The 12968-nt window shown below is 73.3% G+C and carries 13 protein-coding genes; 10 read left to right on the top strand and 3 right to left on the bottom strand.

What is annotated here, in order from left to right:
- The first annotated feature begins 215 nt into the window (after window positions 1-215).
- The 7 genes from ACZ47G_RS37475 (at window position 216) to ACZ47G_RS37445 (ending at window position 6751) form a co-directional block, all read left to right on the top strand.
- A complete protein-coding gene (locus ACZ47G_RS37475) occupies window positions 216-2057 on the top strand; it encodes a phosphatidylglycerol lysyltransferase domain-containing protein (protein WP_465750642.1) in 1842 nt (613 codons plus the stop codon).
- A 67-nt stretch (window positions 2058-2124) separates the two neighbouring features.
- Window positions 2125-2997 (top strand): dihydropteroate synthase, encoded by an 873-nt coding sequence (gene folP, locus ACZ47G_RS37470; protein WP_465750640.1) that lies wholly within the window; start codon window positions 2125-2127, stop codon window positions 2995-2997.
- A 61-nt stretch (window positions 2998-3058) separates the two neighbouring features.
- Complete coding sequence (locus ACZ47G_RS37465) at window positions 3059-3505, top strand: nuclear transport factor 2 family protein (RefSeq protein ID WP_380461729.1); 447 nt, start codon at window positions 3059-3061, stop codon at window positions 3503-3505.
- Between the two features lie 247 nt (window positions 3506-3752).
- A complete protein-coding gene (gene folB / locus ACZ47G_RS37460) occupies window positions 3753-4112 on the top strand; it encodes a dihydroneopterin aldolase (protein WP_030288941.1) in 360 nt (119 codons plus the stop codon).
- 43 nt (window positions 4113-4155) lie between these two features.
- Complete coding sequence (gene folK / locus ACZ47G_RS37455; protein ID WP_380461726.1) at window positions 4156-4755, top strand: 2-amino-4-hydroxy-6-hydroxymethyldihydropteridine diphosphokinase; 600 nt, start codon at window positions 4156-4158, stop codon at window positions 4753-4755.
- 183 nt (window positions 4756-4938) lie between these two features.
- On the top strand, window positions 4939-5427 hold the full coding sequence (locus ACZ47G_RS37450) for a DUF3180 domain-containing protein (RefSeq protein WP_465750638.1): 489 nt from the start codon (window positions 4939-4941) through the stop codon (window positions 5425-5427).
- Window positions 5428-5581: 154 nt separating this feature from the next.
- Window positions 5582-6751 carry a hypothetical protein gene (locus tag ACZ47G_RS37445; protein ID WP_465750636.1) on the top strand — a complete coding sequence of 390 codons (1170 nt, stop codon included), beginning with the start codon at window positions 5582-5584 and terminating at the stop codon, window positions 6749-6751.
- Window positions 6752-6821: 70 nt separating this feature from the next.
- Here the strand turns inward: ACZ47G_RS37445 and ACZ47G_RS37440 are convergent, their stop codons facing one another.
- Both ACZ47G_RS37440 and ACZ47G_RS37435 read right to left on the bottom strand, forming a co-directional pair.
- On the bottom strand, window positions 6822-7397 hold the full coding sequence (locus tag ACZ47G_RS37440; RefSeq protein ID WP_465750634.1) for a TerD family protein: 576 nt from the start codon (window positions 7395-7397) through the stop codon (window positions 6822-6824).
- Between the two features lie 145 nt (window positions 7398-7542).
- Entirely contained in the window at window positions 7543-8040 is a 498-nt protein-coding gene (locus tag ACZ47G_RS37435) for a hypothetical protein (RefSeq protein ID WP_465750632.1), read from the bottom strand.
- A 332-nt stretch (window positions 8041-8372) separates the two neighbouring features.
- On the opposite strand from ACZ47G_RS37435, the gene arfB reads away from it, so the two are divergent.
- The gene (gene arfB / locus ACZ47G_RS37430; RefSeq protein ID WP_465750630.1) at window positions 8373-8804 is read left to right on the top strand and encodes an alternative ribosome rescue aminoacyl-tRNA hydrolase ArfB; all 432 of its coding nucleotides are present in this window, start codon (window positions 8373-8375) and stop codon (window positions 8802-8804) included.
- Between the two features lie 55 nt (window positions 8805-8859).
- Here the strand turns inward: arfB and ACZ47G_RS37425 are convergent, their stop codons facing one another.
- Complete coding sequence (locus ACZ47G_RS37425) at window positions 8860-9387, bottom strand: flavin reductase family protein (protein ID WP_380463903.1); 528 nt, start codon at window positions 9385-9387, stop codon at window positions 8860-8862.
- A 368-nt stretch (window positions 9388-9755) separates the two neighbouring features.
- Here ACZ47G_RS37425 and ACZ47G_RS37420 point away from each other — a divergent pair, with 368 nt between their 5' ends.
- Entirely contained in the window at window positions 9756-11549 is a 1794-nt protein-coding gene (locus tag ACZ47G_RS37420) for a GGDEF domain-containing protein (RefSeq protein ID WP_380463901.1), read from the top strand.
- Between the two features lie 247 nt (window positions 11550-11796).
- On the top strand, window positions 11797-12792 hold the full coding sequence (locus ACZ47G_RS37415; RefSeq protein ID WP_465750627.1) for a carbohydrate-binding protein: 996 nt from the start codon (window positions 11797-11799) through the stop codon (window positions 12790-12792).
- Window positions 12793-12968 lie beyond the last annotated feature (176 nt).

The following is a 12968-nucleotide window of genomic DNA, read 5'->3' as shown; positions in this document are numbered from 1 at the left end:
ACCACGTACCGGAGGGCCCTGTGCCGCCACGCGGCGGCGGGCCCACGGCTTCCACCCCCGGCTCAACCCGCAGCGCGCCCACGGCACCGGATTACCGTCCGTTTCCGGATCCTTGGTATGCGCATTGCCTGATGAAGGAATAGGCATGAAGGTCCATCACACGTGCTCCCCCGGAGTGAACGGACACCGCCCCGCAGCCTCTACGCTGAGCTTCCATGAGCGTTCCCGTGTCCGTTGAGCCGAGCCCCGAGCAGCCGCCGCGCCGTCGGCGCGGTCTGCAGACGCTGCGCAACCAGGCGGCCGCCGTCCCGAGGGCCTGGCTCCCTGGCGCGGTCGGCTACGCCTGTCTGCTGATCGGGCTGGTGGACATCGCGAGCGCGGTGTTCCCCAAGCTCCGGCACACCAAGATGCACACCTTCGCCGGGCAGCTGCCGGGCGGCACCACCAGCCTGGCCGCGGTGGGCACGCTGATGGTCGGCATCCTGCTGGTGCCGCTGGCGCACGCGCTGCGCCGGCGCAAGCGGCGGGCCTGGCGCGCGGTCTGCGTGCTGCTGCCGCTCAGCGCCGCCCTGCACATCGCGCGCTGGCACCAGATCGGCCCCGCGGTCGTCTCGCTGGTGGTGTTCGCCGTGATGCTGGTGCACCAGCGCGAGTTCTACGCCAAGGCCGACCCGCGCACCCGCTGGGGCGCGGTGGTCAACCTGGTCGTGATGGGCACCTTCAGCGTGCTGCTCGGTCTGCTGATCGTGAGCACCCGCACCCGGTACGAGTTCGGCCACCCCGGGCTGTCCGAGCGGCTGCAGCACGTCGGGTACGGGCTGTTCGGCTTCGAGGGCCCCGTCCGCTACACCAACGAGCGGATGTCCGACCTGGTCGCCTACCTGCTCGGCGGCCTCGGCCTGCTGACCGCCTTCACCACCGCCTACCTGGCGCTGCGCCCGGGCAAGCCGAAGCCGGAGCTCACCGCCGAGGACGAGGAGAAGGTCCGCGAGCTGCTCAAGCGGCACGGCGAGCGCGACTCGCTCGGCTACTTCGCGCTGCGCCGCGACAAGAGCGTGCTGTTCTCGCCCACCGGCAAGGCCGCGATCTCCTACCGGGTGGTCTCCGGCGTGATGCTCGCCTCCGGTGACCCGGTCGGCGACGTCGAGGCCTGGCCGGGCGCGATCAAGGTGTTCATGGCCGAGGCCCGCGAGCACGCCTGGGTGCCGGCCGTGATGGGCTGCAGCGAGGTCGGCGGCGAGGTCTGGACCCGTGAGGCGGGCCTGGACGCGCTGGAGCTGGGCGACGAGGCGATCGTCGACACCGGTGCCTTCTCGCTCTCCGGCCGGGCCATGCGCAACGTGCGCCAGATGGTCAAGCGGATCGAGCGCAACGGCTACTCCTGCAAGGTGCGCCGGGTCTCCGACCTCACCGCCGAGGAGAAGTACCGGATCGCCGACGCCGCCGCCCGCTGGCGCGGCACCGACACCGAGCGCGGCTTCTCGATGGCCCTGGGCCGCTTCGGCGACCCGCTGGACGACGACTGCGTGGTGGTCACCGCCCACAAGGCCCCGGAGGAGGGGGAGAGCGGCGACGACCTGAAGGCCGTGCTGCACTTCGTGCCCTGGGGGCCGGACGGCATCTCGCTGGAGCTGATGCGCCGCGACCGTGCCGCCGACCCGGGCCTGAACGAGCTGCTGATCGTCGCCGCGCTGCAGGAGGTGGGTGCCCTGGGCATCCGCCGGGTGTCGCTCAACTTCGCGATGTTCCGCTCGGCGCTGGCCCGCGGCGAGCGGATCGGCGCCGGCCCGGTGCTGCGGGCCTGGCGCGGACTGCTGGTGTTCCTGTCGCGCTGGTTCCAGATCGAGTCGCTGTACAAGTTCAACGCCAAGTTCCAGCCCGAGTGGGAGCCGCGCTTCCTGGTCTTCCCGAGCACCCGGGACCTGCCGCGGATCGGCTTCGCCGCGATGCAGGCGGAGGCCTTCATCACCCTGGGCATGCCGCGCTTCGGCCGCAAGCGCCAGCGTCAGGGCCTGATGCCCGTCCCGTCGACCCGCGAGGTCGGCGAGGCCGCCTGAGGCACCTCGCACCGTCCGGGGCCCCCGCCGAGAATCCTCGGTGGGGGCCCCGTTCGATAATGGGGGCATGAGCAACTCGCCGTCCTTCTCGCTGCCGGCCGGACTACCGCGGCTCGACCGCTGCGCCGTGATGGGCGTGGTCAACGTCACGCCGGACTCCTTCTCGGACGGCGGGCTGTGGTCGGACCCCGCCAGGGCGATCGCCCACGGGCTGGCGCTGCGGGCCCGCGGCGCGGACCTGGTGGACGTCGGCGGCGAGTCCACCCGGCCCGGCTCGGCGCGGGTGCCCGAGGAGGAGGAGCTGCGCCGGGTGCTGCCGGTGGTGCGCGAGCTGACCGACGCCGGGGTGATGGTGTCCGTCGACACCATGCGGGCCTCGGTCGCCGAGCGGGCCGTGGAGGCCGGTGCCGCGATCGTCAACGACGTCTCCGGCGGCCTCGCCGACCCGGCGATGGCCCGGGTGGTGGCTGAGACCGGCGCGCCCTTCGTGGTCATGCACTGGCGCGGGCAGTCCGCCGACATGGACCGGCTGGCCGTCTACCAGGACGTCGTACGGGACGTGGTCGCCGAGCTGACCGCGCGGATGGAGGCGCTGCTGGCCGCCGGGGTCAAGGAGGACCAGCTGATCCTCGACCCCGGGCTCGGCTTCGCCAAGACCCCCGAGCACAACTGGGCGCTGCTGGGCCGGCTGGACGCGCTCACCGCGCTCGGCCGTCCCGTCCTCGTCGCCGCTTCGCGCAAGCGGTTCCTGGGTACGCTGCTCGCCGACCCGGGAACCGGGGAGCTGCGCCCGGCCCGGCAGCGGGACGACGCGACGGCGGCGGTCTCGGTGCTGTCGGCCCAGGCCGGAGCCTGGGCGGTACGGGTACACGACGTGTCCGGTACGGCGGACGCCGTCCGCGTGGTCGCGGCCTGGCAGCGCGCGGCGCGGCTGGGGTGAGGGAGGGTCTGTGACAGGTGACGGCAGGTTGAGCGGCGGGACGGCCGGGAAGGCCCGGGAGATGGACCTGGAGGCGGTGCTCGCGGCGAACCGGGCGTTCTACGAGGCGCTGGAGCGGGGCGACCTGGAGGCGGTCGAGGAGGCCTGGCTGGGGCCGGAGCACGCCGACGACAAGGGCGGCGTGGTCTGCGTGCACCCCGGCTGGCCGGTGCTGCGCGGGCGGGCGCAGGTGACCCGCTCGTACATGCTGATCATGATGAACACGGAGTACATCCAGTTCTTCCTGACCGATGTCGAGGCCGAGGTCCACGGAGATGTGGCCCTTGTCACGTGCACCGAGAACATCCTCTCCGGCGGTGAGGCGGAGGAGGAGGGGGAACTCGGGCCGCTGGTCGGCGGAAAGGTCGTGTCGAGCAATCTGTTCCGTCGCACCCCGGCCGGGTGGAAGCTCTGGTCGCACCACGGTTCACCCGTTCTGACCAGCGGGGACGAGGACGACGAGGACTGATTCCGGGGGCCGTGGGAAATCGGCGCCGGGTGGTTGCCGGGGAATTTCCGGGTGGTCACCGAACGTTCACGTCAATCGCCATTCCGGTGCGCGTGGCGACGGTTCGTGCCGGGTAGGACGGTCAGGCGTTGTCCGCGCTCGCGGGTAGATTCGAAACGGAGTGGCGGGCGTGCTGCCCGCCTTCGCCCTGCCCGTCCATGCCTTTTCCCGGGTGGGGCCCGTCCGACTGGGAGCAGTGATTCGTTTGCTGGACCGCGTCACCCTGCGGGGGCTGCGAGCCCGGGGCCACCACGGCGTCTTCGAGCGCGAGCGCGTCGAGGGCCAGACCTTCGTGGTCGATCTCGTGCTGTACCTGGACACCCGCCCCGCCGCGTCCGGAGACGACCTCACCCGCACGGCGCACTACGGCATCGTGGCCGAGGAGGTCACCGCGATCATCGCCGGGGAACCGGTCGACCTGATCGAGACCCTGGCGCAGCGGATCGCCGACCAGTGCCTGAAGCACGACGCGGTCGAGGAGGTCGAGGTCACCGTTCACAAGCCGGACGCCCCGATCACCGTGCCGTTCGACGACGTGACCGTGACCATCCACCGGGGCCGCGCATGACCCCCACCGCGCGCCTGGTTTCCGATGCAGAGGGATTTCTTCGATGAACAGCAGTGACCCGATCGCCGAGCCGAACGCGTTCGACCTGGAGAGCCGGGTGGACTCCGCCGACACCACGCTGCACAGCCAGCGCTGTGCGGTGATCGCGCTCGGCAGCAACCTGGGCAACCGGCTGGACACCCTGCAGGGTGCCGTCGATGCCCTGGCCGACACCCCGGGGCTGAGGATCAAGGCCGTTTCGGCGATCTACGAGACCGCGGCCGTCGGCGGCCCGGAGGAACAGCCCAACTACTACAACGCGGTCGTGGTGCTGCGCACCTCGCTGCCCCCGCGGGACCTGCTGGAGCGCGGCAACGCGATCGAGGACGCCTTCGGGCGGGTGCGGGAGGTCCGCTGGGGCCCGCGCACCCTGGACGTCGACATCCTGGCCTACGAGGGCGTCGTCAGCGAGGACCCGCAGCTGCTGCTGCCGCACCCGCGCTCGCACGAGCGGGCCTTCGTGCTCGCCCCCTGGCTGGACGCCCAGCCGGAGGCCGAGGTGCCCGGGCACGGGCAGGTCGGCGCGCTGCTGGAGGCCCTCGGCGGCCCGGACGCGCAGGGCGTGAAGCGGCGCGACGACATCCGGCTGACGCTGCCGGAGTAGCACCGTGCGGGACCGGCCGGCGGCCCGGTCGGTCGGGTCCACCGGGTCGGCCGGGGAACTCGGCCGCCGGGCCCGGTCGTACGAGTGGATGTCAGCCCGTCCGGTCCCGGTACGGTGGCCTGACGCCGTCGACCGGGCCACCGGGCCGGCCCGCTCTGGTACCCCGGGAAGGACCACCTCCGAGTGAAGCTGCTTCGCCTCCGCCTGCTGATCGGCATCACCGCCGCGACGACGGCGCTGTCCTGGGCCGGCTCCAAGCTGTGGGCCTCCCTGGACACGCTGCCGGCCGTGCCGGCGGCCGCTCCCGTGGTGCTGGCGGCGGTCGCGGTGATCCTGCTGGCGACCGCGCTCTCGCTGCGGTCCCGGCTCAAGGCGGTGCGCGAGCGGCAGCCCGGCGCGAAGCGGGTCGACCCGCTGCTGGCGGCCCGGGCGGTGGTGCTCGGGCAGGCCAGCGCGCTGGTCTCCTCGGTGGTCACCGGCATCTACGCCGGGGCCGGGATCTTCCTGCTCGGCGAGCTGGACGTGTCGGCCCGCAAGGACCAGGCGGTGACCGCCGGGCTCTCGGTGCTCGCCGGGGCCGCGGTGATCGCGGCGGCGCTCTGGCTCCAGCACGTGTGCAAGCTGCCGGAGAACCACGACGATCCGAGCGGTCCGGCGGCCTCGCCCCGCTGACGGAACGGCCGGATCCCGACGGACCTCGCTGAGCAGGGCTTTTTTCGTGATCTTGAGTGAAAAGCCGGGCACGTGCGGTAAAAACTGCGCACTGTCAAGGGTGAAGGGGGACCCTGGGCTGACACGGCCCCAATTCGCACGCTAGTTTCTTGGCATGTCTCGCGGACGCCACCGTCATTCCTCCGTCCTCGGCCGGGTCTTTCCCCCCACCGCCGCCGGCGTACTGCTGGTCGCCGCACTGGCCGCTCTGCTTTTCAGTCAGGACACCGTCCTGGTGCGCTCGGTGGGCATCGCCGCACTGATCGCCACGCTCGGCTTCGCGGTGCTGCTGCGCCAGCGCGACAAGGCGGCCCGGGCGGCCGCCGAGGTGTCCGCGGCGCAGCGGTTGCGGGCCGAGGAGCGGTTCGAGGAGCAGCTGGCCGAGGCCGAGTACGCGGCGGAGGTCGCCGAGGAGCGGGCCACCCGGTTCGGGCGGCGGCTGACGGCGGAGAAGTCGCGGCTGGCGAAGGCCGAGACCGAGATCGCCCGGCTGCTGCGGGAGCGGGCCGTGGCGGTGGCCGAGCAGGCGCTCAAGGAGGCCGAGGCGGCCCAGCGGGCGCTCGCCGCGAGCCGCCCCAAGTACCCGGCCAGCCCGGCCGCCTTCGTCCGCGCCGCGTCCGTGCTGCGGTTGCTGGAGCGGCGCGCCGCTGAGCAGGAGGCGCAGCGGGAGCGTACGGCGGGGGCGGAGGTCGCGCTGCGGGCGCGCACTGCCCCGGTCGAGGCCACGCCGGCCGCGGCCCCGGCGGCCGGGTCGGTCTCCGTGCCCGCCCCGGTGGCGCCCTCGGTGCCCACCCCGGCGCAGGCGCCGGCGGGCCGTACGCCGGTGCGGGCCACGCCGCTGCGCCCGGCGCTGACCGCGACGGTCGGTCAGCTGGGCGGGGCGGCCGGTGCTCCGGCCGTCGCGCCGGTGCCGGCTCCGGCTGAGCGGCAGCGTCCGCGGCCGGCGCAGTCCGGGCAGGCGCGCGGGCACGGCTTCAGCTTCTTCGGCCGGGGTACGGGCGCGGCGGTCCGGCCGACCGCTCCGGCGCCGGCGGTGGGCAGCGTCGCCGAGCTCGGGGAGCGCGCGGACCTGGCGGACGTGGTGGGTGACGAGGCGGTCGCCGCGAAGGCCCGGGCCGAGGCCCAGGAGGCCCAGGAGGCGCGGGAGGCCGGCGCGGGCGTGCGGCCGGAGCAGCAGCCGGTCCGCGCCGGGGACGCCGAGCCGGGTGAGCCGACCGTGGTGGACCTGACGCCCGAGGACGAGACCGAGCTGATCGAACTGCCGGAGCTGCGCGCCTCGCGCTGAGCGGCCCGGAACGCCGAGGGGCGGGAAGTCGACCGACTTCCCGCCCCTCGGCGTTCCCGCCCGTGCCGCGTCAGAGCTGGACGCCGAAGTCCTGGGCGATGCCCGCCAGGCCGGAGGCGTAGCCCTGGCCGACCGCGCGGAACTTCCACTCGCCGTTGTTGCGGTAGAGCTCGCCGAAGATCATCGCCGTCTCGGTGGCCGCGTCCTCGGAGAGGTCGTAGCGGGCGATCTCGGCGCCGCCGGCCGCGTTGACCACGCGGATGTAGGCGTTGCGGACCTGGCCGAAGTTCTGGCCGCGGGCGGTGCCGTCGTAGATGGTCACCGGGAAGGTGATCTTGGCGGCCTCGGCCGGCAGGCCGGCCAGGTTGACGTTGATCGACTCGTCGTCGCCCACGCCCTCGCCGGTGCGGTTGTCACCGGTGTGCACGACGGTGTTGTCCGGCGAGCTGGTGTTGTTGAAGAAGACGAAGTGCCCGTTGGAGAGCACCTTGCCGTCCGCGTTCAGGACGATCGCGCTGGCGTCGAGGTCGAATTCGGCGCCGGTCGTGGTGCGGACGTCCCAGCCCAGACCGACGCTGACCGCGGACAGGCCGGGGGCCTCCTTGGTCAGCGAGACGTTGCCACCCTTGGAGAGGCTCACTGGCATGGCGATTGCAGTCCCTTCGTTCGCTTTTCCCGGGACAACGCAGTACTCCGGTGGCTTGGTTCCGGGGATCCCGTGAATTCTTCGCGGACGTCAAACCCGGGCAAAGGACGGGCAAAGCGATGGCCGGTCCGGTCGGTTCCGGGTGTCAGACCCGGGGGAAGCGGCCCTGCAGCGTCCAGATGTTCGGGTTGTCGGCCAGGTCGGGGTGCATGTCGAACAGGTCGGCGAGGGTGTCCTGGAGGAAGTCCCGGGCCTCCCGCCGCAGCTCGCTGTGCCGGACCACGGCGGGCGGCTCGTCCCGCAGCCAGGTCGCGGTGACCTCGACCCAGTTGAAGCGGCGGGCGAAGCGCAGCAGCTCGGTGTTCTGGGTGAAGTCGAGGTCGGCGGTCTGCACCCGGGCGGCCCGGGAGCCGTCCGGGTCGCGGTCGAGCTGCTCGACGATGTCGCACAGCGCCCAGGCGAAGTCCAGCACCGGGACCCAGCCCCAGCGGGTGGAGAGTTCGGCGCCCTCGGCGTCCAGGTAGACGTCGCCGCAGAACAGGTCGTACCGCAGCGAGCGCACCGGGGCGGTGCGGTAGTCGGTCTGCGGGGGGTCGGGGAAGCGGTTGGAGAGGGAGTAGCCGAGCTCGATCACGTAGGCCATTGTCGGGGCTCCGGGCAGGTGCGGGTAACCGGGCCCGCTCCGAGCCGAAGGGCCCTGCCCCGAGCCGAAGGGCCCTGCCTCGAGCCGAAGGGCCCGCCCCGAGCCGAAGGGGCGCGCCGGTGCCGAAAGGGAGAGCGCGAGGGAGCGACGGAGGAGCGAGGGAGTGCCGACCGTCGGCGCCGGGTCGGAGCGCCCCGGAGGCGAGTGGGCGAGTATGACGCAGGAGCGAGGGAGTGCCGACCGTCGGCGCCGGGTCGGAGCGCCCCGGAGGCGAGTGGGCGAGCAGCAGATAACCGGGTGACCGGGCGGGGGTCGCGCGGGATGATGGGCGCATGTCCGAGCCCATCCGCGTACGGGGGTCGGTGGTCGTCCCCGACGCCGAGCTCGTCTGGCGCTTCTCGCGTTCCTCCGGCCCCGGCGGCCAGCACGTCAACACCTCCGACTCCAAGGTCGAGCTGCGCTACGACGTGGCCGGCTCGAAGGCGCTGCCCGAGGTGTGGCGCACGCGTGCCCTGGAGCGGCTGGCCAACCGGCTGGTGGACGGCCGGGTGCTGGTGATCCAGGCCTCGGAGTTCCGCTCGCAGTGGCGCAACCGGGAGGCGGCCGCGGTGCGGCTGTCGGCGGTGCTGACCGAGGCGTGCGCGCCGCCGCCGAAGGCCCGCCGGGCGACCCGGCCGAGCCGGGGGATGGTCGAGCGGCGGCTGGAGAACAAGCGGCACCGGTCCGATCTGAAGCAGGGGCGGCGCTCGCCGCGGGCCGAGTAGCCGGGCCCGGCGAACCGTTTCGCCCCGGACGCCGGCGCGGGCCGGCCGGTCGGGTTCAGCCCAGGGTGCGGTAGCCGCCGCGGAAGTACAGCAGCGGCCGGCCGCCGGGCGTGGGGACGGCGGCCTCCAGGACGCGGCCGACCAGCAGGGTGTGGTCGCCCGCGGGTATCCGCTGTTCGGTGCGGCACTCGACGGTGGCCAGCGCGCCCTCGATCAGCGGGGCGCCGGTGTGCTCGCCGCGGCGGTGCGGGGTCTCCGCGAACAGCAGCCGGTCGCTGAGCCGGCCCTTCATGGCGAAGCGGGAGCCGAGCGTCTTCTGCGCCTCGGTGAGCACCGAGACCGCCCAGGTGTCGTTGCGGGAGAGCACTTCGTCCATCCGGGAGTCCTCGCGGACCGAGATCAGCACCAGCGGCGGGTCCAGCGACACCGAGAGGAAGGACGTGGCGGTCATGCCGACGTCCTCGCCGTCCTCCTCGTCGTGGACGGTCACCAGGCTCACACCGGCGGCGAGCTGGGAGAGTGCGGCCCGGAACTCGTCGGGCGTGGCGTGGGGGGCAGCTTCGGGCTGCGGGGACGAGTACACGTACCGCACGGTAGTCGTCGCTCCCGGGTGACGGCATCGGGCCGTGGTCGTAGGACCACCGGCGCGGGTCCCGTTCGGTCGCGGGGCGCGGTCACTCCCAGGGGTGAAGCGGTTGGACCGGCGGGTGCAGTGGGCTTCAGCGTGCGGCCAATGCGGTCGACCACGAGAAATGTGCCGATAGCGCTTTATGTCCCGCTATGGGGCGGATGAACTGATTAAAGACGCATTAGTGTCGTGTGATTTAAGTCACAAGTGGTGGCCTATTGCTGACCGAGCGTGCCGAACGCTGTGCTCCCTGTGATTCAGTTCTTCTGGCAATCGGACGATAACCAATCAAGAACTATCCGAAGCAGCCGGGGAGCCCCCGCATGGAAGCCGAGTCGGAGCCGTACGTCCGTCTCGCGACCCTCCGCACCTTGCACCGGGTCGTGGCGGACCTCAACGCTGCCCGCAGCCTGGCGGGCACGCTGCAGGCCGTCGTCGAGGGCGCGGTGCACGGACTCGGCTTCGACGCCGCCGCGGTCAGCCTGGTCCGGCCGGACGGCGACCTCGTGGTGGCGGCCGTCTGGGAGCTGGAGGAGAGCCCGATGGGCGGGCCCTCGGTGCTCCTCGGCCAGGTCGGCTCGCGGGAGTCCTGGGACCGGCTGCTCGGCGTCAGCGACCACTGGGGCACCCTGCGCTTCCTGCCGTACGACCGCGGCTGGGCCGTCGCCAGCGACATCCCGCGCTGGATCGGGGACGGCCCGCTGCCCGTCTACGCCAACGACTGGCACCCCGCCGACGGACTGCTCGCCCCGATGTACAGCGCCGGCGGCGACCTGCTCGGGGTGCTCTCGGTGGACCGCCCGCGCAGCGGCAAACGGCCCGGGGCGTGGACCCGCGAGGCACTGGAGATGTTCTCGCTGCAGGCCTCCATCGCGATCGGCAACGCCCGGCTGCGGGCCGAGATGCAACGGGCGCTGGCCCGGCTGGAGAAGGAGCAGCAGGCGCTGCGGGCCAGCGAGGAGAGCTTCCGGCAGGCCTTCGAGTACGCCCCCAGCGGGATGGCCATCACCGAACTGCACGGCGCCGGGCGCGGCCAGCTGACCAGGGTGAACGACGCGCTCTGTCGACTGCTCGGCCGCCCCCGCGCGGTGCTGCGCCAGCAGAGCTTCGCCGACCTCGTCCACCCCGAGGACCGGGCCCTGTTGGAACGCACCAGCGCCGAGAGCGGCCGGGCGGAACTGAGGCTGTCCCGGCGGGACGGCGGCTACCAGTGGGTCTGCCTGCGCAACTCGATCGTGGCGGACGCGGCCGAGGGCCCGAGCTTCCTGCTCACCCACGTCGAGGACATCGAGGACCGCAAGCGCCACGAGTTCCAGCTCGCCCACCGGGCCAGCCACGACGCGCTCACCGGCCTGCCCAACGGCGCCGAGCTCAAGGCCCGGCTGGCCCGCCGGCTCTGCGCCGAGCCGCAGCCGGCCGCCGCCGCGGCCGCCGCGATGTCCGGCGAGGCCGGCTACCCGCAGCCGTACGCCTACCAGGCGGACTCGTACAGCGCGCACACCGCGTACGAGGGACTGGAGGGCGCGGACCCGTACACCGGGCCGGTGCACGGTTACGGACCGGCCGACGGCCTGCTGCCCGGCCTCGGCGCGGGGTACGGGGAGCACGTGCACGCCGTGGTCCCGGCCGAGTACGGGCCCTCCGGGGACACCTGGTCCGCGCCGTTCCGCTCCGGGGCGACGGCGCCGGTGGACAAGGGGCTCGCGGTGCTCTTCTGCGACCTGGACGGCTTCAAGTCGATCAACGACCGGTTCGGGCACAACGCGGGCGACTCGGTGCTGGTCGAGGTCGCCCGGCGGCTCAGCGGGGCGGTCCGGGACGGCGACACGGTGGCCCGGCTGGGCGGCGACGAGTTCGTGGTGCTGGCCGACGGCATCGGCCGCGAGGAGGCCAAGGACCTCGCCCACCGGCTGCGCAACGCGATCATCCCGCCGATGCGGATCGACGGACGGGCGATGCGGGTCGGGGTCAGCCTGGGGATCGGCTGGGCCGGCTGCGGGATGAGCATCGAGGAGGTGCTGCACACCGCGGACGAGCGGATGTACGACGAGAAGCGGGCCCGGGGCGGCGCGGTGCGCGGGGCGCGCGGCGAGCGCTCGCACCGGCGCGCGGGCTGACCGGGAGGGGCGTTCCGCGCGCTCCCCGGCGGCCTTCCGGCGGTCGGCGGGTCGGTCGGCAGGTCGGTCGGCGGATCGGTCGGCGGATCGGTCGGGTGCCGAGCATCCGGCGACGCACAGGTTACCCACGGGTTGTCAAGGGTTCTTTTCCTGCTGTCAGGTACGGCAGGTAGGGTTCCCGGTACGACAGCGTCCATGATCCGCGCCGCCCGCGCGCGGCGTACACCGGATGGGGGAGCAGACCACCGTGACGACCGCCGGCGACAACGGATTGCCCGAGGGCCAGGCGGGCGGTGCCCCGCAGGACGACGACCCGTTCGGCTACCTCTACCGCCCGGCCGACGGCTCCGCCGGACAGCCGGCCGAGCCGCAGCAGGGGGTGCCCCGGACGTCGTACAACCGGCCGATGGAGGTCGGGCGGGCGCAGTACGGCCAGCCGACCCGCACCCAGCAGCCGGCCTACGGCCAGCCCGGACCGGCGCAGCCGCCGTACGGCCAGCAGGGCATGCCCCCGCAGGGCCCGTACGGGCAGCCGGGCGTGCCCCCGCAGCAGGCCGAGTACGGCGGGGGCACCCAGCAGACCCGCTACGCCGAGCACTCCCGGCCGCAGCCGGGGGACGAGCGGCCGAGCAGCGGCCGGAGCAAGGGCGCGGTGATCGGTGCGGTCGCCGTGGTCGCGGCGATAGCGATCGGTGCCGGGATCGCCCTGTCCACCGGGGACCCGGACGGCGACAAGTCCGCCAAGGGCGGCACCACGACCGCCGCCCCGCCGGCGCCCAGCGGCACCGCGGCGTCGAGCGGCTCGGCCGGAACGGCCTCGCCCTCGGCGAGCGCCACCGTCTCCGCCGGCCCGGCGACCGTGGACGCCGGCCAGCTGCAGGGCCAGAACGCGCCGTCCGGCAACACCGTCAAGGGCGCCAAGTCCGCCGACGGCAGCTACCTGACGCTCCAGCAGGGCGGCACGGTGACCTGGAACGGCCAGATCGCGACGGCCGGGACGTACAAGCTGACCGTGCACTACAACAACGCCGGTGCCGACGTGAAGGGCGCGGCGTCGGTGAACGGCAAGGACTGGCCGAGCGGGCTGACCTTCAAGAACTACTCGCCGGGCAAGGATCCGGCGTCGTCCTGGTTCAGCACCTGGATACTTCCGCAGTTCCAGGCCGGGGCGAATTCGGTCACCTTCACCGTCCCCTCGGGGCCGGTCCTGATCGACCAGATCACGGTGGAGCCGGGCAGCTGAGACCCGCTCCGGACGCACCGCGGCCGCCCGTCCCCTTCGGGGGAGGGCGGCCGTCGCCTTTGCTCAGGCGGACTTGACGGAGCGGAACCTCTCGCCGCCGACCACCCAGCGGCCCCGGCGCATCACGGCGACCAGGTCGTAGCCGTCGGAGTCGACCACGACCAGGTCGGCGAGCT

Source organism: Kitasatospora sp. NPDC030952 (assembly GCF_055571335.1).
This window is presented reverse-complemented; position numbering and strand designations above follow the sequence as displayed.

Excerpts from the sequence above, each read along its gene's own strand:
- ACZ47G_RS37420 (WP_380463901.1), top strand. The coding sequence starts at position 9,756 with ATGGAAGCCGAGTCGGAGCCGTACGTCCGTCTCGCGACCCTCCGCACC.
- ACZ47G_RS37465 (WP_380461729.1), top strand. The coding sequence starts at position 3,059 with ATGGACCTGGAGGCGGTGCTCGCGGCGAACCGGGCGTTCTACGAGGCG.
- ACZ47G_RS37440 (WP_465750634.1), bottom strand. The coding sequence starts at position 7,397 with ATGCCAGTGAGCCTCTCCAAGGGTGGCAACGTCTCGCTGACCAAGGAG.
- folK (WP_380461726.1), top strand. The coding sequence starts at position 4,156 with ATGAACAGCAGTGACCCGATCGCCGAGCCGAACGCGTTCGACCTGGAG.
- ACZ47G_RS37475 (WP_465750642.1), top strand. The coding sequence starts at position 216 with ATGAGCGTTCCCGTGTCCGTTGAGCCGAGCCCCGAGCAGCCGCCGCGC.
- ACZ47G_RS37445 (WP_465750636.1), top strand. The coding sequence starts at position 5,582 with ATGTCTCGCGGACGCCACCGTCATTCCTCCGTCCTCGGCCGGGTCTTT.
- folP (WP_465750640.1), top strand. The coding sequence starts at position 2,125 with ATGAGCAACTCGCCGTCCTTCTCGCTGCCGGCCGGACTACCGCGGCTC.
- ACZ47G_RS37435 (WP_465750632.1), bottom strand. The coding sequence starts at position 8,040 with ATGGCCTACGTGATCGAGCTCGGCTACTCCCTCTCCAACCGCTTCCCC.
- arfB (WP_465750630.1), top strand. The coding sequence starts at position 8,373 with ATGTCCGAGCCCATCCGCGTACGGGGGTCGGTGGTCGTCCCCGACGCC.